The following is an 18439-nucleotide window of genomic DNA, read 5'->3' on the forward strand; positions in this document are numbered from 1 at the left end:
TCCGGCCAGGAGAAGCGAGCTACATCTGACCTGTGAAGGTGTGGCTGGCCCAAGGTTACGTCCGGTGCAATTGATCCGCGACTCGCTGCTGGTCAATTCGGTAGATGTAGAAGCTGCTGTACGTAAAGGACCGGTCCTGCGCGAAGAGCCGGTCGGCGAGATCGTCCTCGCTGACCACCGCACTTCGGAGCTCCGGAGGGACAGGAAGTGAGCGTACGGCGGAACGGTAGATGAAGCGGCCGCCTGGCGTACCAGCCCTGAGCACGCTGCGCACCGTCGTATGGAGGGCCTCCCGGCTCATCCAGTCAAATATGTCCAGAAGGTTGAACTTGTCGACCGATGACTCGGGCAATGAATCGAGGTACTCGGTGAGCCAGGCCGTGACGTTGACTACGCGATCGGCCGTTTGCTTCAGGGTGTCGAAGTTCCGTTCGAGGAGGTAGGGAGGAACGTTCTCCGCGTCCAGGTAGGCGCCCAAAAATGCCTGGGCGATGAAATAGTTGTCACGTATCGGGACGGTGGTCAGCACATATTCCACGCGATCGCGTATGTATCGCCCTATGCCATGACGGTCTTGAATCAGGTCATACTGGGAGGGGTGCATGCCGGCGCAGGCAAGTACCCATCGGGAGCCGAGGATTTTGAGTACCGAACCGCGCAACAACCGCGGGTGGATCTCGCGGTAGTAGAAATCGCGCTGGTCATCGATGTCGCCAACCTCGAAGAACTGGCGCATCCGTCGCTCTCCGAGTTGGCATCGCATATAGCGGCGAATCCACTTCAAGAAGAACCCCAGCTTGCCCTGGGCAAGTATCCCGCGTTCCAGTACCCGAGTATTACTGTCCCAGTAATTTCGTGCGTCATCAGGCAACTTGGCTCGCAGTGCTCGCCGGTAGATGTCCACCGCCTCTGTGCTGCCACAGGACGTGAGGAGAGAGCAGAAGTCGGCATGGTCAAGGTGTCGGATGCCTGCCAGCTTGAGGTCGAGCAGGTGCGTCTGAGCGGGGTTGGGGTCGACGCAGATAAGCCGGCGGGGCCGTAGACAGAGGAGGTTCAGGCAGTTGCAGCCACCCGACGTGATGGATAGAACGGTGTCCTGGTCCGCCGATATGCGGAGCGCCTCACGATCGAGAAGCGGATCCTCCCAGGACTGGTTGAATACCAATCCGCGGAAGTAGGTGCGTTCTATCAGTTGATTGAGCGTGCTCTTCATAACGCGAGCCCCATCGCCGGCCTGGTCCTGTCGAGATGAGGCAGTAGCACCCATTGCCCCTACTGCCCCACCCCTCCCTGTTGGTTACATTTGTCACCAGATGCTACTCCGAGTGACTCTTATTCGCTCCTTGACGCGGCGGTCGCCACCCTGCCGCCCTGCTTCCGGGCGTCCTGGACGCACCGGGCCCGGGGTCTCCTGGCTGACGGCACCCCCGACATGGTGGATGTGGAGTGGGCCGAAGTGCGCGGTGGTGCCGGCGTCAAATGGCCAGCGCTGACCGCTGATTGCTCTTTCGTCCGGCTGACCTCTCTCGGTCTGCTCGATGAGCATTCCGTACGAGCTGAGAGAGGTCCTCGGGACGCCGCCGACTGCCTACGTCGCCTACACCCCTGACTCCGCCAGACCGCCCGGTGAAACGCTCAAGGATCAGCTCGACGCTGTCGGAATGCCGCAGGCCGACCTGGCTCGGTGTACCGGTTTCCCGTGGGGAACCAGTCGGAGTCCGCCTGGCGTCGCCGACCCGAGGTGGCCGAAGGCCTGGCGCAGCTACTGGACCGCGTTCCGCCGTTCCACCGTCTTGGGACCACTTCTTGATCACCGTCTTCCGCGAGTTCCCTCACATCCGAGGGGGATCGGAATCGAAGCAGAAGTGAACGCTTTCCCGGATTTCCTGTCGGTCCTTTTCCAGTGCTTCGACGCGTACGGCTGAGTCGGCCAAGCCCGGCATTTGTCACTGATAGTGGCCGGTCAGGTGCATAGTGTCCGCATTTGCCTGCTTTCAGTAGGGCAGGCGCTATTGTGTCGTAATGCCGTCTCGTCATGGCGGCTCGGTATCAGTGGAGTGGATCATGACTAGCAGCAGTTCCTCGCAACCCCAGCGGGAGACAGCAGGGACCGAAACCGGCGCCCGAGCTCTGAGCAAGAGCCATCTGGCCGCATTGCTGGCAGCAGCTGGTCTCACCTACGCATCGGACCTGGGCAGCAAGTTCCTGGCCGTCTCGCGGTTGGAGAACCACGAGCCCGTCGGCGTAGTCGGCCGCGCGCTCACTCTCCATGTGATACGCAACTCGGGCGCGGCGTTCAGTATGGGCCAGGCGGTCACTGCTGTGTTCACGGCGATCGCGCTCGCGGTCGTCGTGCTCATCGTGCGTGCCTCACGCAAGCTCCACAGCCTCCCGTGGGCTCTCGCCCTGGGCCTGCTGATGGGAGGTGCGCTCGGCAATCTGACTGACCGGATCTTCCGGGCACCTGGGGTCTTCCGAGGGCACGTCGTCGACTTCATCTCTGTTCAGCACTTCGCGGTCTTCAATCTCGCCGACTCGGCGATTGTCTGCGGGGGAGCCCTGATGATCCTCCTTTCGTTCTTGGGTGTTTCCCTGGACGGAACCAAAGACCGCCGGGACAGCGGCATCGTCGTCCCGGGGTGACACGCATCCCCACCGCGTAGCAGATCCTGGAACCGCACCCCACCGTCCCAGTTCCGGCCTCCTGGTACGTCACGCTCTGGGGCGGGTGAGGCACGTGGAGCCGACGTGAGCCGACCGGTGCACTGATGTCCGGGCGGGGACTCATGGGACATGGCCCGGCACCCGGCTCAGGTTCCGGGGAGGATACGGCGCGTTTCGTAGGCCCACATCGCGATCTCGACCCGGTTGCGGGCGCCGAGTTTGGCCATCAGGCTGGCCAGATGCGTCTTCACCGTGCTGAGGCTTATGTGCAGTGCATCGGCGATCTCGGTGTTGGTCAGCCCGCGAGCGACGGCTAGGAGCACTTGCTCCTCGCGGGCGGTGACGGGGGAGACCGGCTGGGCCACGGGCCGGCCGGCGGGCAGGTCCGCGAATGTCTGGAGCAGACGGACGGTGACGCTGGGCGCGATGAGCGCCTCACCGTCGGACGCCGACCGTACGGCCTGCGCCAGAAGGTCCGGTCCCGTGTCCTTGAGGAGGAATCCGCGGGCGCCGGCACGCAGTGAGCCGTAGACGTACTCGTCGAGGTCGAACGTGGTGATGACGACCACGGCCAGCGGGTCGGCGACACCCGGGCCGGCGACCAGCCGGGTGGCCTCGAGCCCGTCGAGTACGGGCATGCGGATGTCGAACAGGCAGACGTCGGGGCGTAGTTCGCGGGCCAGACGTACCGCTTCCCGCCCGTCGGCGGCCTCGCCGACCACCTCGATGCCGGGCTGGGCGTTCAGCATGATCCGCAACCCGTTGCGGATGATCGTCTGGTCGTCAGCGACGAGGACGCGAATGGGCACCGCTCTCGCTCCTCGCTCTCGGCAGTTCGGCTTCGACATGCCAGCCCCGGTCGGTACCCGGGCCGGCTCGTAGTGTGCCGCCGAGCAGCGTCGCGCGCTCGCGCAATCCGGTAAGTCCGTATCCGTCGCGACCCCGGCCGGTGCGCCGGCCGTTGTCGCGCACGCTCACCCGTACCGTGTGCCGTTCGGCGGCGACCCGGACGACGAGCTCGGTCGCGTCGACCGCATGGCGCAGCGCGTTGGTCAGCGACTCCTGCACGATCCGGTAGACGGCCGCGTCCACGGCCAGGGGCAGCGCGTCCAGTTCGCCGTCGAGCCCCAGGTCGACCCTGAGGCGACCACCCGGGGTGCGCACCAGGCGCTCCAGATCCGCGACTCCGGCAGGCGGCGCCAGCTCGGCGCCGACCCCGTGGTCGCGCAGCGTGGCGACCATGGCGCGCATTTCCTCCAGCGTGCGCGCCCCTTCCTCCTCGACCCCCTCCAGCGCCTCGACGGCGGCGGACGGGTCGGTGCCCGCGAGCACCCGGCCCGCCTGGGCGATGATCACCATGGCCGACACGTGGTGGGCCACCGTGTCGTGCAGTTCCCGGGCGAGCTGCTCGCGCTCGCGGGAGCGCACCTGCTCCAACTGTCGCTCGCGAGCGGTCACCCGGAACCGCACGGCAGCCCCGACCACGCCGGGCAGCAGCAGGAAGACGAAGCCCACGACCTTTTCGACGACCGGGGTCTCGTCCGTGACGACACACAGCGCGCCGGCCGCGAGGATCACCGCGCCGCCCAGCACGATCTCGCGTCCCGATCCCCACCGGGGCAGCGCGTACACCAGCACGAGCACGACCGCGCCGGTGTACAGGCCGACGGGCTCGCGCGGTGCGGCGACGAGCGAGGCCACCGGAAGCAGGATCACCGAGCCGAACGCCAGCGTCACCATCGCCAGCGGGCGGGTCCGGCGCCACAGGGGCAGCAGGCACAGCCATACGGCGAGCACCACCGCCACCGGCCGCCACACGACGTTCTCGCGCAGGGTGGCCTCCAGCGCCACACCGGCAAGGCCCGCGGCGAGCAGCGCCCAGTCCCGCCGCACCCGGGCGGGCGCGCCGGGCGGCCGGGGTTCGGTCCACAGGGTTCGCAGGTCGTCTCGTAGCACGGTTCTCAGCCTAGGGACCGCGGCGTGCCGCGCATCGGCCGAAAGGACGGGTCGTTCCTCCGCCCTGGGGCCGACGGATCCGCGGCCCGCGGGCCGATGCCGCGGAGCGCCGTGGCGACGAGCCTCGGCATCGGAGGCCGTACAAGGACGGCCGACGAGGTGGTTGGAGGACCCGATGCTCTCGAAAGCCCTGTTGCGCCTGGGCGCAAGCGCCGCCCGCCATCCCTGGCGGGTGATCGCGGCATGGCTGATCGCTGCCACGCTCGCCGTCCTCGCCGCCGTCGCCTTCGGCGGGCGGACCGCGGACTCGATGACCGCTCCGGGACTGGACTCCCAACGGGCCGCGGAACTGATCGAGCGAGCCGGCACCGGCCAGGAGGGGATGACCGCCCAAGTGGTCGTCACCCCCCTCGACGACGGTGCGACGTTCTTCGACCACGGCAGCGCGCGCACCGCTCTCACGCGGCTGCAGACCGAGGTGAAGCGGCTGCCGCACGTGCTCGGCACGAGCGACCCGGCGGGGGCACTCGACGCGGGCGGGGACACCGCCGTGCGCGGCGGCCTCGTTTCGGCCGACGGGCGGATCGCAGTCGTCCGGGTGCAGTACCCCGACCAGAGCCGGCTGTCGGCCGAAGACCTCGACGCCCTCGTCGATCTCGGCGACCGGCTGCGCGCCGAGCTGCCCCTGCGCATCGAGATGGGTGGGAACCTCTTCTACGCCTTCTCCGACCCCGACGGCGGCGCAAGCGAGCTGATCGGCCTCCTCGCCGCGGCCGCGATCCTGTTCCTGGCGTTCGGTTCGCTCGTCGCCGCCGCGCTGCCGATCGGCATGGCGGTCTTCGGGCTGACCATCGGAGTTGCCACGATGACGGTACTGGCGGGGGCGACGGACGTCCCGACCTTCGCACCGGTCCTGGGCAGCATGGTCGGGCTCGGAGTGGGCATCGACTACGCGCTGTTCGTGCTCGCCAGGCACCGGGAGTACCTCGCGTGCGGGCTCGATCCGCAGGCGGCGGCCGGACGAGCGGTGGCAACGGCGGGCCGGCCGGTGGTCTTCGCCGGCGGCACCGTCGTCGTGTCGATCCTCGGCCTGGCGGTCGCGAACGTGCCGTTCATGACGGTGGGCGGGGTTGCCGTCTCGATCGTCGTCCTGACGATGGTGCTCGCGTCGGTGACGCTGCTGCCGGCCTTCCTCGGCGCGGCGGGCCCGCGCCTGTCCCGGGCCGGCCGGATCGGCCGGGCTCTGCAGACCGGGAAGCTGGGCCGACTCGCACGGCGGCGGGACCCGGTGGCGGGCGCCGCTCCCGCCGCCGGTTGGCGGCGCTGGATCGGGCACGTCAGCCGGCACCCGGTGCTGTACGCGGTCGGCGCGGCGGGGCTGCTGCTGACCGCGACGCTGCCCGTGCTCGGCCTGCGCGTCGGCCTGCCCGACGACGGCTCACTGCCCCACAGCCGTACCGAGCGCCGGGCCTACGACCTCGTCGCCGAGGGGTTCGGCCCGGGTACCAACGGTCCCCTCGTCATCGCTGCGGACCCCACCGGTGATCCGGGAGTGCTGGACCGACTCGTCGCAACGGTCGCGGCGGATCCGGGCATCGCATCCGTCGCGCCGACGCAGATCGATAGGGCCACCGGCATCGCGACCCTCGTGGTGTTCCCGACCACCAGCCCTCAGGACAAGGCCACGGCCGACACCATCGCCCGGCTGCGCACCGACGTGCTGCCCACGGCGATCGGGCACGGCCCGGCCAGGGCCCACGTCGGCGGCGCCGCCGCGAGCCTGTCCGATGTGGGCCGACGCACCAGCGAACGCCTGCCGCTGTTGGTCGCCACCGTGCTGGCGATGTCGTTCCTGCTGCTGATGCTGGTCTTCCGCTCGGTACTCGTACCGCTCAAGGCGGTACTGCTGAATCTGCTGGGCATCGGCGCGGCCTACGGCATCATGGTCGCGGTCTTCCAGTGGGGCTGGGGAGGCGCACTCATCGGGCTGGAAGCGACGGTTCCGATCGTGTCGTTCATCCCGATGTTCCTCTTCGCCATCCTGTTCGGCCTGTCGATGGACTACGAGGTGTTCCTCCTCTCCCGCGTACGCGAGGAGTACCTGCGCACCGGCGACAACGGCACGGCGATCGTTGAGGGCGTCTCGGGCACCGCCCGGATCATCACCTCGGCCGCCCTCATCATGGTGGCGGTCTTCCTGTCCTTCGCCGTCGCCGAGGACCCCTCCGCCAAAATGTTCGGGCTCGGCCTGGCCACCGCGATCTTCATCGACGCCACGGTCGTACGCATGGTGCTGGTACCGGCGACCATGACACTCCTCGGCCGGACCAACTGGTGGCTGCCGAAGTGGCTGGACCGGATGCTTCCCCGCGGCCCGGTCGGCACCGACGACACCGACGCGGAATCCACGGGTGAGACCCCTCGTCCACGGCTGGTTTGACCGTTGACTCTTGACTCAACTCCTGCCCGCCCTTCGCGTCCGGCACCTCAGCGCGTCACCCAGGGGCGTATCGAGTCGTGATCATCGGGTGGTCCTGGTGAGGTCCTTGATCCAGATCATCGAGGCGCGCAGGTGGAGACCGGCGAGGTGGCTGTCGGGAGTCTTGTCGTATCGGGTGGCGATGCCCCGCCATGCTTTGAGCTTGTTGATCAGGCGTTCGACGGTGTTCCGCTCCTTGTAGAGATCGGCGTCGTGGCTGACGGGTCGGCCGCCTCTGGAGCCCTTCTTCTTCCGGTTGGCGGCCTGGTCCTTCTTCTCCGGGATGACCGCCTTGATACGGCGTTTGCGCAGGTGGGCGCGGTTTCCGCGGGACGAGTACGCCTTGTCCCCGGCGACCGCGTCCGGCCGGATGCGGGGTCGGCCGACGGGCCCGCGTACCCGTACCTTCTTCGGGACGGGGATGAACTGCGGGCTATCCGCTGCCTGGCTGTGGTCAGCCGCAACGGAGAACGGAAATGGCCAGGCCGCCGGTGGGCGGCCCCGTGCCGGTGTGGTCCTCTGCACTCTCCCTGAGAACGGAAGGTTTGGTTCCCCATGCCCTTTGAAGACGAGCTCGGCGAAGCCCTCCGGCGTGCGGGGGACGGTTTCACGGCCGACCGGCACGCCCTGGTGGAAGCCGGTGAGCGGCGCGGACGGCGGCTCGTGGCCCGCCGCCGGGCCGCCGTGATCGGCGGATCGGTGCTGTCCCTGGCCCTGATCGGCGCGGTCGGTGCCTACGCCGGGGGGCTGCTGGACGGAACGGGCCGGGTCGAGATCGCGGCGCCGCCGCAACCGTCGGGCGGAGGGTCCGGCGGGGGCGGGGGCGGCGCCCCGGAGCTGCCGCCCGGCGGTACCGGCGCGGTCTCCGCGGCACAGCTGGTCGAGGTGTTCAAGGGGTTGCTGCCGGGAGGGACTCTGTCCGTAGAGCATGCGAACGGTACCGACGGCCACGGCGCGGGAGTCGCCGGCGTGTACGACGACGGCAAGGGCGCAGTGGCGATCAGGCTCACCCTGGTCCCGGTGGACCCGAACGGCAGCATGGCCAACATCGCGACCCTTTGTACGAAGAAGGATGTGCGGCCGGACGACGCCTGCACGACGGAGCAGCTGGCCGACGGCTCCAGGCTGCTGACCCAGCAGGGCTACATGGCCCAGAACCCCGCCATAGACATCAAGGAATGGCGGGCCGCGCTCGTGACCCCGCAGGGGTTCCTGGTCGAGCTGTCCGAAAAGAACGCTCCGCCGATGGAGACTACGACGTCCTCTCGCCCCAACCCGCCCTTGAGCCCGGCCCAGTTGAGGGCGGTGGTCACCTCGGACAAGTGGCAACCGGCGCTGAACGACATGCCCCCGGCCGTGCAACTGCCGGGCCAGACGCCCTGATCCCCGAACGCGCTGCGGGATCTGAAGACAGCGGAGCAGCTGCAGAGCATCGACTACCACCCCAAGTGGCATGAACTGGACTACTTAAGCTAAGAGGTCATCTCGATTGGTGGATCGAAGTACGGGTAACCCGGCGGACTGAGCCTCTGGGCACTGGTGCGACGATGCGGGGATGCGCGAGGACAACGAACTGATCAACGTCGACGATCCAGCCTGGCCGCTCCTCTTTCAGGAGCTGTCCGGCACCGACGTACCAGTTGAAGTGCTGCCCGGCGATGTCCGGAAAGGGCGAGCCTCCCTGCTGCAACTACAGGTCTCCGCCCATGATCAGGTCCGCCTCGATTGCGGGACGTGTCGGAGACCTCCTGCTGGCGGTTCTCCGGGCGCCCCATCCCGCCGGACTTCATCAGCTGCCGCGGGCCCCGCCTGCTGATCAGATCTGACCTTCAGTCTGGCGTGCCGAGTAACGCCATTTCCACATCGTGTGCCCTGCAAGGCCTACAGCAGCGACGACCGCAGTCACATGAATTGTGCTCCAGGTGCTTACGGCTACCCGTCCCGCAGAGGCCCCTTCTATATCCAGGCGCCAGTAGGTCTCGAAAAAAGCGATCAGTGGGATAAGCAGACGGAACGGGAGGCCGCCGACGCCGGAAATCTTTGCAAGGTTTCCGAAGAGCCTCAATGGGGCGCCGAAAACCAAAGCTGCTATCCCCCAGACAAAAACCCCAGACGAGATATTACTGCCGTTCGGATCGCCAGATACAGGCGTTCCGATCGGCGCAACAGGGGTCAAATCCTTGAGGAGGTAGTAGGCGATCACGCCGATGGACAATGCCGAAGAGGCTAGCCACGTCGACTCAATCTTCGATTGACGGAAGTAGCCGACGAGGAATCCGAAACATGCCCACGACCAGCCCCCGGAAAAAACAAGGCTCAGGACGTGAAAAACCGGGTTATGGAATTTGCCTGCGAGCGCGCCAAGCGTGCCAATCGCCAGACCTGATACTAGAGCCACCATCACCGGTGCAACGCGACTACGTGGAAAGCTCACCCATCGAGTCGACCTTCAGCACCGTGAAACTTCGGACCAGGTCACCCGCGGCGCCGGCCGCCCCCACCGCCGCCCTCGCGATGGTCTTCAAGCGCGTGGAATCCGCCCAGGCCCGCTGGCGAGCGGTCACCGCACCTCACCTCGTCGCGCTCGTCCGAGCCGGCGCCCACTTCGAGAACGGTCACCTTGTCGAACGCCCCGAGGACCTCGCAGCATGATCCACCTCAACCGACCTGCAAGTCTTGACCATTACGCGGGCAGGTAAGTTGGTGGAATGGCAAGGTACTACCGGGATGAGCGGGCGGCGAAGCGTCAGCCCGCGTTGTTGCCAGTACGGTCGCAGGAGGTGGACGAGGGCTACCGTCTTGTTGGCCCTGGCGGCACGTTGTCGCCTGTCGTGGCGCACGTACAGTGGCTGGACAATCACCGGGCCGGACCAGACACGCACGTGATGATCTCGTTCGAAGACGGCACGAAAATCGAGTTCCCCTTCGATGCACTCCTGGCTGCCGTCTGGCATGACGAGCAACGCGCGATCAACGAGCCTGAGCTCAGCGCTGCCGCTCCCGCGGTATGGGGCAAGGCGGAGGCGTCCTGGGGAGGGGGGCCGTGATTGCCGAGCTGATCCACAAGTCTTGACAATTACTCCCTCCGGCGACGCTGGCCGCCCAGCTGCGTACCGCCCGCCGCACCAGCCGCGCCATGTACGACGTCACCGCGCACCGGCAGGCCGAGACGATGCCCGAACCGGGCGGTTCAGCCAGTGGGATCGGGCTCAGTGGCCTCGTTCGAGTCGTCGCTGAGATGTCCCACCAGCGCGTCATACTCGGGCAACAGTGCTGAAGCCTCCTCGGTACGTCCGAGTTGCACCAACGTGACAATCCGATTGTTGAGGCAGATCGCTAGCGCCTCCGTCTTGGACGGGTCCTCCGTGGCGAGGGCCCGCCAGATATCCAGCGCTTCCTCATTGAGTCCCAATCCCTCTTCTTGCCTTTCGGTTTTGAAAAGGATCACCGACATGTTGTCCACGACCGTCGCGACGTACGGATTGGGGCGACCGTCCGGGTGCAGGGCCTTGTAGAGAGAGACGCTCTTCGCGACCGCCTCCAGCGCGTCGTCCGGGAATCCGGTGTGCGCGAGCACCAGGGCGTTCTCGTGGAAGACCATCGCACGGATGCCCTGGTGGTCCTCGTCGGCGTATGTCCACGGCTCGACTGCGGCCAGTGACGAGCGGGCGGCTGCGGCAGCCTGCTCGGGGCGCTCCGTCTCTTGCAAGTGTTGTGCGTACTCCATACCTGCCCACGCACACGCGAGAGCGCGCTCGCGACTCGGTTCCGCCTCATGTAGGTCTGAACGCACCGTGACCCGTTCCGCGAGCGCCGGTCCGAGGTCTTCACGTCGATCGAGTTCCCGCAACTCCTGGGCGTACAGGGATAAAACATTGTCGAGGGAGTCGGCAAATCGCGGCTCCTGCAGTTCTTGAACGATTGCAAAACCGATCAATGGCTGTTCGTGCGGAGTGTCGAAGTGTTGGGTGAGCCATCGTGTGAGCGGCAGTGCGTCTTCCAGCAGTGCTGCCGCCCGGGCGTGGTTGCCGCGTCTGGCCTCGAGAACAGCGGCGTGGATGAGGTGGTTGCAGAGCAGATGTGCCCAGTCTTTGCGCGCGCTGCTCAGGTGGGTTTTGCCCAGTGAGACACCGAGTCGGCTCAGCTCCAGGCTCTCCTCGTCCGCTTCGGCGTGCGCCAGGTGCCGCGCGACGTCGTGCAGTGCGTCGGCCGCGACATATGCCGACCACTGGTTCTCCTGTGTGCCCTCCGCGGTGAGTGCGCCCACTCCCTCCCTGGCCGCTGTGGTCGCCCGGGCGTGCTCCCCCATCCGGGCCAAGGCCTTGGCTCGCCACATCACCAATGTCACGAGGAGTGCCTGATGGTTGAAGAGGCCCCTGTCGTCGCTCTGCTCATCGCGGAGGAGACATTCGACTCGCTCACACAACCCGACGGCGGTGGCCCTGAGTCCGCTCTCGGCGGCCCACCCCACGAACAGTGTGAGGTCTACGGTCATGTCGTCGTCGCCGGGGATCCGGCCCGCAGCCTCCCAGCCCGAGACGACGTAGTCGAGCGCTTTGGCCACCTCGCTCATGTACGGGCGGATGTCGAAGTCGGCATCTACCCGTTGTGCATGCTGGATGAAGGGCTTGAGCGCCAGCATGTAGTGCCGTGCACTGGCTGCGGGATCCTTGCGGAACAGGCGTCGCAGGACTCCGCAGGAGCGTGCCAGCACATGCACGACGGACGCCGCTGGCGCTCCTGCCAGACCGAGTTCTCCCGCCTGCAGCACGAGGGTGATGCCCAGCTTCAACTGGTAGGTTCTTGTATCCTCGTTCCAGAGTCTGCTCAGCGCCTCTCCGGCCTCGCCGTACAGCGATGCCGCCTCGGCATGTCGCCTCTCCTTCCCGAGCACATCCGCCAGTGTGAACGCGCAGCGTTGGAAGTGGTTCGCGTAAACTCCGCTGCTTGCCCTGTAAAGACGCCGGAAGATGTCGACGCCTTCGGTCCGGACCCGGACTTCCTCTTCTCGTTCTCCCTGGCTGGCCAGCCAGTCGGCCTGGTTCAGCAGAAGTAGACCGAGGTTCTGCCAGTCGAAGCCATGGCCGCCGCTCTGGGAAGACACGGCCTGCCGCTGCATGGCCACCGCGCGCGAGAGCACCGACTTCGCCTCGCCGAACTCGCCGAGGTGGGAATGGTGGAGGAAGAGGGCCGACAGGGCACCGACCAGGGAGCGGTTGGTCTCGGCATTGGCTGGGTGTTGCCCGGCTAGCTCGATGACCTGAGAAGCGGCCCGATAGGACGCATCCCACTCTCCCTTTCCCGCCAGGTTCACGGCGTGGTTGCTCAGGGCGTTGAGGTATGACGTCGGCTGCCTCCCGGCTGCGGGACCGTGGGCCGTGAAGAGTTCGACCGCTTCAGCACTGGCCGAGGCCGCCTCCTCGGTCTTTCCGTTCACGGCGAGGTAGGTGCCGAGTAGGGTGAGTTCTTCTGCCAACTGCAACCCGAGTTCCTCCGACTGTTCACCCGATCGCAGCAAGGCGACGACGCGCTGCTGCAGGGCGAGCCCGACTGGGGCGAGCCTTCCCGGCACAGGGGGAAGTGACGTCCGTAGGCGCTGCAAGTGCCCCACTTCGGCGAGCTCGGCCTGCACGAGCGTACTGAGCGCCGCGAGGAGCGGGCTGGGGTCCAAGGCATGGACACTGACCGCGACGGCGATGGGCGGGAGCAGGCCGTTGTGGACTGCTACGAGCATTCCGAGTGTGAACCGGAGTCTGTGTGCGGCCGGGGTCGGGTGGGCGGCGGCTGCCGTTAGTACGGTCAGCGCCCTGTACAGCTGTGCACCGGTCAGCTGACTGGCCGAACCCTTCTTGTTCGTCCGTGTGAGGTTCTCCAATAGTTCGGGCTCGTCCTGGAGGGTCTCGGCCAGCAGGTACTCGAACAACCAGTCCGGAGTGAGAAGTCCCCAGTAGTCCGTACGCGGGTCCGCAGGCGGGTAGAGGGAGGCGATCCAGTGGGCGAGTACCCGCCGACCGTCCTCGAGCGCTTCTGACCGGAAGCCCGGTAACAGCGCCACTGTCTCGAGTGCCTCGGCCTTGGAGCGGGCGCCGCAGAGCAGGCAGAAGATGAGAACGAGTTCGCGGGTTTCCGGAAAGCGGATGGACCGCTCTGCGGCCAGGCGATTCCAGTACCGCTTCTCGTGCCGCAGCAGAATCTTCTCCGGCTGACTCTGCCCTGCAACGTCGTCGCGCTGGGCAAGGAGACTGGCCAGTACCGCGATGTGCAGGCTCAGTGGATGGTGCGTGTCGCTGCGCACCATGTGCCAGGGCAGTTCCAAGGCTGCAAGGTCGGAGTCGTGCTCCTCGTAGCCGGGAACACGGGCGAGCCCCGCCCGGAGGGCGTTCGTCAGGATGGCCAGCTGTTCGCTGGTATCGAATACGTACTCGACACCACCGAGTGGATATGGCGGATCGGGCAGGATGGCGGCAACCTGCTCGTCCTGGAGGAGGGTGTCCCACCACTGTCCGGCGGACCGCGCCAGGAGGAGTACGCGGACGGGATGCTGACCACCTCTCTCCGAGAGGAACCGCAGCAGTGAAGCAGTCGCCTCGACCCGAGTCTCCGCGTAGTCGATCAGCAGCAGGAGCGGGCTGGCCGCTTGCGTCAGCACACCGAAGTCCGCTGCACTGTCGGACACCTCGCCCACGATCCAGCCTTTGCGGTGCATCACCCGTGCCAACTCGCGGGCCAGTCGGGTCTTTCCGGTTCCGCCCGGCGCATGGATCAGCAGACCAAGTGCCTGAGGACCTGTCCCACACCAGGCCATAAGGTGCGCCATTGTGTGGGTCCGCCCGTGAAAGGGAACCACTTCGTGCTCCGGACGCAGCAACGCCACCGGCGACTGCGGCGTGTCCGGGCGGCGCCACGGCCGCAGGATCGGCTCCAGCTCCACCGGTTCGAGCCACAAGGGAGTGCCGCGGTGGCGCTCCACCAGGTCGAGGAAGGACGGGTCGGTACGCAGCGCCGACAACGGCATCGCGGTGAGCCGTCGATCTTCGAAGTGGGCCGGAACCTCGATCACCACGCCGATCAGCAGCTGACCGGAGGCGGACAGCAAGCCCGCCCCAGACATGCCCGACCACAGGGTCGGGCCGCCTGGACGACGTTGCGGCCAGCTGGTCGGCACGATGTCGAGCATGCCGCGCCGCTCGCGGCTCAGCGGGTTGATCGTGCCGTGGATCTGCTCCTGCTCCGCCCGGTTCTTGGCGTCGACGACGGAGTCCGGAAAGCCGGTGGCGGAACAGGCCACCCCAGTGCTGCGGCCGGCGACCCACCCCCAGCGCATGGGTGGCAGGGGGGTAGGGCGGTACGACGGATCATCGATGTCAACGACCGCCGCGTCGAGGCCGTCGTCATGACCGTCCGTACCAGCGGCGAGCCACACCACGGTCCCGAAACAGATCTGTCCGCCGATGCGAGCCGTTACGCCGCCCCGAACCCCATTCGCCGCGCGGACCACGTGAGCAGCGGTCAGCATCAGCCGGTCCGTGATCAGATACCCCGACCCGAAAGTCGGGGCGGCCCCTTGGCGGCCTTCGCATCGGATGGCCGCTACCCGCACGTCCGCCATGTGTCTGGCCTCGCGGGCTACAAGTTGGATCGGTAGCCGGAGGAAGCGATCAGGGCTGGATTGCCCTGCGCGTCGATCGGGTTGAGGACCACCTTGATCCGGTGCAGCCGGCTGTCGGTCTTCTTCGCGTCGCCGCCGGCGTCTACTACCCAGATGCGGAGTTTCCCGCTGCCGCCTTTCTCCAGCCGTGCCTCGACCGTGAGTTCCACTTCCACGGGACCGACACCGAACTTCAGACCGGATTCGGCGCCCTGTCGCATGGCCGTCTCGAGTTCTTGCCGAATGCTGCGGATGGTTTCCGCAAGACCGATGACCTCGCTGTTTTCCACGTTGTCCCCCCGAGATCTAGTGCAGAGGCGCGGCCCCACCGCCGATACCCCCGCTTCCACGGACGACTGTAGGGCATTTCCGACAACGACCGCCGCCGCTTGAAGAGCCCCGTTGGCGGGGGCGCTCCGCGCGCCAGCCCGTGCTCGTCGGCGGTGCTTGAATCGTGATCCAAGCCGGCCCGGATGAAGATTGATCCCCGGTCCGTCAGTCGATGTGGTTCATTCCCGGATGTTGGCGGGTGGAACCCGGCCGATGGTCGCGACCGCGCATGCGGTAGCGGTCGCCCTTGAGGGAGACCACTTTGGCGGCGCGGTGTCGTCACCGAAGACCTCTTGAGCCGGGTGCCGGTGGCGATGGTGCAGCCACGGGTTGCGAGCAGGGGCCGCACCTCGCCGATCGCCCGAGCGATCGTGGAGCGGTCAACGCCGAACCAGCAGGCCAGCACGTCGTGAGTAGCACCGTGGCGAAGGTGGACAAGCGTGGCCAGGAGCCGGTCGATGAAGACCGGCTGGTGTTTTGCACCAGCGCCGACGGCCCGCTTCCGCGGCCTGGACTCCAATCTCGCTTGATGCCGTTGGTGCCATAACGTACCTACCTCGGCGACGAGTTCGGCGATCACATCGGCCGAGAGCCCTGTGATCCTCCGGTCGGTGATGATCGCTGCACGAGACCCGTTCCCCACCACAAGAACATGATCAGGGATCAGGATCTGGCGTCGCACCGCCAACCATGCACGAGCTCGTTAGTTCCACCTCTGCCGCGCCGCCGTCTGTGCTTGGAGCCTCGCGTCATCGTCGCTGGAAGAACGCCGCGGACGAATAGCTGGAGCTACGCACTGATGAATAGGACGAATAGTGCGAGCAACCCAACCAGCGCCACGCAGCCCAACGGCTTGGCCCACTTCGGCGTCCACGACGCCGTGAGCCACTCCACCGCCTGGTAGACCGCGGTAAGGAATGCCAGCGCGACCGTGGGGTACAGCAGCGCCGCCAGGCCCACCCCCACGACCGCGCCGGCAATCCGGAAGGGTCCCCAGAACATCAGCGCCAGCGCTGGCGGGATCACGACCGCGCCCGACAGCCCGCCGACGAGCTCGACCCACCACGGCCGGTCGCCCATCCAGGGCAGCATCGGGAGTCCCAGTCCAGGACCGCCACCACCCGGCCGCCCTGCCAAGCAGGTTGCGGTACTGGAAGTCGCCGTGCGTCCACCCGTACGGCCCCGCCGGGACTTCGCTCACCGGCCGCGCGCCGACGTGCCGCGCGAGCAGGCCCCTCCGCCCGTGCGCCTGCCGGAGCAGCCACAGGACGGCCGGGCGGACCCGGGATTCGAGGACCTGACACCCCCGGGACGGGCGCTGGCCGCGCAGTGGCTGGAGGCGGCGGGCGCACCGGGCGTCGAGGAGCCGCAGAACATCGGGCTGGCGCCGCTGCGGCAGATGCTCGGCAAGCTGATCGATGGACGCAGCAGCCGGCTGACCCGCGCAGTGCGCGAGCAGACCGTCCGCCGGCTGGAACACGTCGTCGTGGCGATGCTGCGCGAGCTGACTGCCTACACCACCTGGACCGGTCGTCGTCAGGCCGTGCGCGAGCGGGTAGCCGCCGTCCTACGGCGTGAAGCGCCGGCCGTGGTCGTCGCGCACTCCCTCGGCTCGTTCGTCACCTACGAGACCCTGCGCGCCCCCGGACCTGCACGTCGAGCTGCTGCTCACGGTCGGCTCGCCGCTGCGGCTGCTGGAGGTGCTGCGCCGGCTGGAGCCCGGACCGCGCGGGGGCCGGGGGCGCGGCCGGCGGGGGTGAAGCGGTGGGTGAACCTCGCGGACGTCGGTGACCTAGTGCTGTGACCGCGAACCTTTGCCGGGTTGGGTGTCAGGCCGCTGTTGGTAGCGGTCTGCCGCCGCAGCGGATGCCTTTCTCGCTGCGGATGCGGGCGCGTTCGCGTCGCTGGGCGGCGAGGATACCGGGGTGGCGCCCGCCGGTCTGGCCTGCGAGGGCCCACCTGGCAGGCGGCGCGCACACTGACTGCCCGGACCGCGGCCGCCTTCTGGAACCCGGGAACCCCGGCCCATGGGACCGGCCCTGGCTCGGCGAAGCCGAGCCCAGCCGAGCGCGGCGGCCACTCCTCCATACGTAGTGTGGAGGGGTCCGCCCCCACAGCAATCTTTGGGCGTGCCGTCGCGGACCGCGCCAGTGGCTTTGTACACGTCGAAGAGCAGCGTTTTGGCAGCAGTTCGGGAGTCGCCCTGGCTGTCGGCGCCGAGCCGCCGTTCCTGACGACGGGAGGCACCGCCCACCGCTGGAAAGTCGTACCGACGGTCTGGGCGTCCCGCAGGCTGGGTCCGGCCTTCGGGGAGCATCGGTACAGCGCTGCTCCGGGACAACGGCTGCCTCGGCGGTGGGCGGGTCTTCTGGGCCGCCGACCTGTGACCCGGACGCCGTCGGACGAGGCATCTGAGCGACACGGCAGATTCAGACATTTATCCCCGTATTCGGTACGGCCGCGTGCTAGAGATAGGTGGCAAATAGTCCCAAAGCAGGAGGTATGTGACGATGCACACAACTCTTCTCCGTGTGACGGCCGCGCTGGGTGCCGCGGCAGTGCTGGCCATCTGCGGCGCCGGCGCGGCCAGCGCCGACGGCGTCGGCAACGCGGGAGTCGGCAACGCGGGAGTCGGCAACGCAGGCGCTTTCAACGGCGGCATCGGCAACGCTGGCATCGCCAACTGGGGTCTGGGCAACGCGGGCATCGCCAACACGGGCATCGGCAGCCACGGCATCGGCAACACCGGCATCGGCAGCTCCGGCATCGGCAATTGAGACGGGCTTACGGCCCCCGCACCACTGGGTCGCACGACGCGCCCGGCTGACGCCGGGCCGGTCCACCCGGGCTGCCCGCTCCACCAGCGGCCGGCCCGGGTGTGTGGCGTCGAGCAGCTGGCCCGCCAGGATGGCGAACCGCGCGAGCAGAATCGGCTTCACCTCATTGCACGAGAACCTGGATGCCATCACCCCCGGCGGCCGGCCTGGCCGCCGCCCGCGAGCACGGCCCGATCGGCGGCCGCCCGAGGGCCGCCACCGAGGAAGTCATCCGTGCCGCCTGCGAGCTAGGGCGTTTCTTTCGGATCATGCTTAGGCAGCGTCGTCCTTCGCCCGCACCCAGGCCAGCTGCGCGTCGCTCAGCGGCGGGTCGAACCCCTCTGGGAACATCAGCATGAGTGGTTGCGGCCACATGTTCTCGGGCCCGTGCTCTTGGCAGTGCAGGGCGATGAGATGCGGCCCTTCCCCGCAGGGCTCGTGCCAGTAGGGGCGGTCATGCACCTGGCAGAAGTCCCCGAACCTTGAGCAGCCGTCCTCATCACTCGGTTCATAGAAGCCGGGGTCACAGACGATCTCGGGTACCGG

General features: G+C 67.5%; 17 protein-coding genes and 2 pseudogenes. 8 read left to right on the top strand and 11 right to left on the bottom strand.

Going from position 1 to position 18439, the window contains the following annotated elements:
• Positions 1–55 precede the first annotated feature (55 nt).
• The gene (locus OHA89_RS37405) at positions 56–1213 is read right to left on the bottom strand and encodes a DUF3419 family protein (protein WP_406368087.1); all 1158 of its coding nucleotides are present in this window, start codon (positions 1211–1213) and stop codon (positions 56–58) included.
• Positions 1214–2064: 851 nt separating this feature from the next.
• Here OHA89_RS37405 and lspA point away from each other — a divergent pair.
• The gene (lspA, locus tag OHA89_RS37410; RefSeq protein WP_406368088.1) at positions 2065–2643 is read left to right on the top strand and encodes a signal peptidase II; all 579 of its coding nucleotides are present in this window, start codon (positions 2065–2067) and stop codon (positions 2641–2643) included.
• Positions 2644–2810: 167 nt separating this feature from the next.
• Here lspA and OHA89_RS37415 read toward each other — a convergent pair whose 3' ends face one another.
• Positions 2811–3473, bottom strand: coding sequence for a response regulator transcription factor (locus OHA89_RS37415; protein WP_266616287.1), 663 nt, complete (start codon positions 3471–3473; stop codon positions 2811–2813).
• Complete coding sequence (locus OHA89_RS37420; RefSeq protein WP_266616285.1) at positions 3448–4620, bottom strand: sensor histidine kinase; 1173 nt, start codon at positions 4618–4620, stop codon at positions 3448–3450. The genes OHA89_RS37415 and OHA89_RS37420 overlap by 26 nt, the downstream gene beginning before the upstream one ends.
• Positions 4621–4795: 175 nt before the next feature.
• Here OHA89_RS37420 and OHA89_RS37425 point away from each other — a divergent pair, with 175 nt between their 5' ends.
• Positions 4796–7060, top strand: coding sequence for an MMPL family transporter (locus OHA89_RS37425; protein ID WP_406368089.1), 2265 nt, complete (start codon positions 4796–4798; stop codon positions 7058–7060).
• An 81-nt stretch (positions 7061–7141) separates the two neighbouring features.
• On the opposite strand, the gene OHA89_RS37430 is transcribed toward OHA89_RS37425, so the two are convergent.
• On the bottom strand, positions 7142–7723 hold the full coding sequence (locus tag OHA89_RS37430) for a transposase (RefSeq protein WP_406368090.1): 582 nt from the start codon (positions 7721–7723) through the stop codon (positions 7142–7144).
• On the opposite strand from OHA89_RS37430, the gene OHA89_RS37435 reads away from it, so the two are divergent.
• The gene (locus OHA89_RS37435) at positions 7655–8482 is read left to right on the top strand and encodes a hypothetical protein (protein WP_406368091.1); all 828 of its coding nucleotides are present in this window, start codon (positions 7655–7657) and stop codon (positions 8480–8482) included. The two genes, OHA89_RS37430 and OHA89_RS37435, sit on opposite strands and share 69 nt — an antisense overlap.
• A gap of 172 nt (positions 8483–8654) precedes the next feature.
• Positions 8655–8915, top strand: a complete 261-nt coding sequence (locus OHA89_RS37440) for a DUF2625 family protein (RefSeq protein WP_406368092.1) — start codon at positions 8655–8657, stop codon at positions 8913–8915.
• Here the strand turns inward: OHA89_RS37440 and OHA89_RS37445 are convergent, their stop codons facing one another.
• Positions 8916–9533 (bottom strand): hypothetical protein, encoded by a 618-nt coding sequence (locus OHA89_RS37445; protein ID WP_266616278.1) that lies wholly within the window; start codon positions 9531–9533, stop codon positions 8916–8918.
• Between OHA89_RS37445 and OHA89_RS37450 the strand changes: the two are divergent.
• Positions 9527–9751 (top strand): annotated as a pseudogene (locus OHA89_RS37450) (IS256 family transposase); the annotation flags it as partial. The gene OHA89_RS37445 and the pseudogene OHA89_RS37450 sit on opposite strands and share 7 nt — an antisense overlap.
• 56 nt (positions 9752–9807) lie before the next feature.
• Complete coding sequence (locus tag OHA89_RS37455; protein ID WP_266616276.1) at positions 9808–10146, top strand: hypothetical protein; 339 nt, start codon at positions 9808–9810, stop codon at positions 10144–10146.
• Between the two features lie 143 nt (positions 10147–10289).
• Here the strand turns inward: OHA89_RS37455 and OHA89_RS37460 are convergent, their stop codons facing one another.
• From OHA89_RS37460 to OHA89_RS37475, 4 genes are all read right to left on the bottom strand, one after another.
• Positions 10290–14708, bottom strand: coding sequence for a trypsin-like peptidase domain-containing protein (locus OHA89_RS37460; protein ID WP_406368093.1), 4419 nt, complete (start codon positions 14706–14708; stop codon positions 10290–10292).
• A 17-nt stretch (positions 14709–14725) separates the two neighbouring features.
• A complete protein-coding gene (locus OHA89_RS37465) occupies positions 14726–15037 on the bottom strand; it encodes a trypco2 family protein (RefSeq protein ID WP_266616272.1) in 312 nt (103 codons plus the stop codon).
• Entirely contained in the window at positions 14941–15759 is an 819-nt protein-coding gene (locus tag OHA89_RS37470; protein ID WP_406368094.1) for a transposase family protein, read from the bottom strand. Before OHA89_RS37470 ends, OHA89_RS37465 begins: the two co-directional genes overlap by 97 nt.
• Positions 15760–15866: 107 nt before the next feature.
• Positions 15867–16157 carry a hypothetical protein gene (locus OHA89_RS37475; RefSeq protein ID WP_406368095.1) on the bottom strand — a complete coding sequence of 97 codons (291 nt, stop codon included), beginning with the start codon at positions 16155–16157 and terminating at the stop codon, positions 15867–15869.
• A gap of 82 nt (positions 16158–16239) precedes the next feature.
• On the opposite strand from OHA89_RS37475, the gene OHA89_RS37480 reads away from it, so the two are divergent.
• The gene (locus OHA89_RS37480; protein ID WP_266616270.1) at positions 16240–16881 is read left to right on the top strand and encodes a hypothetical protein; all 642 of its coding nucleotides are present in this window, start codon (positions 16240–16242) and stop codon (positions 16879–16881) included.
• Between the two features lie 25 nt (positions 16882–16906).
• On the opposite strand, the pseudogene OHA89_RS37485 reads toward OHA89_RS37480, so the two are convergent.
• Positions 16907–17008: pseudogene (locus tag OHA89_RS37485) on the bottom strand (IS630 family transposase); the annotation flags it as partial.
• 579 nt (positions 17009–17587) lie between these two features.
• Between OHA89_RS37485 and OHA89_RS37490 the strand changes: the two are divergent.
• Entirely contained in the window at positions 17588–17854 is a 267-nt protein-coding gene (locus OHA89_RS37490; protein ID WP_266616268.1) for a hypothetical protein, read from the top strand.
• A gap of 312 nt (positions 17855–18166) precedes the next feature.
• On the opposite strand, the gene OHA89_RS37495 is transcribed toward OHA89_RS37490, so the two are convergent.
• Positions 18167–18355, bottom strand: coding sequence for a hypothetical protein (locus OHA89_RS37495; RefSeq protein WP_266616266.1), 189 nt, complete (start codon positions 18353–18355; stop codon positions 18167–18169).
• Positions 18356–18439 lie beyond the last annotated feature (84 nt).

The sequence above is a fragment of the Streptomyces sp. NBC_01546 genome, assembly GCF_045208355.1.
Classification (GTDB): Bacteria; Actinomycetota; Actinomycetes; order Streptomycetales; family Streptomycetaceae; genus Streptomyces.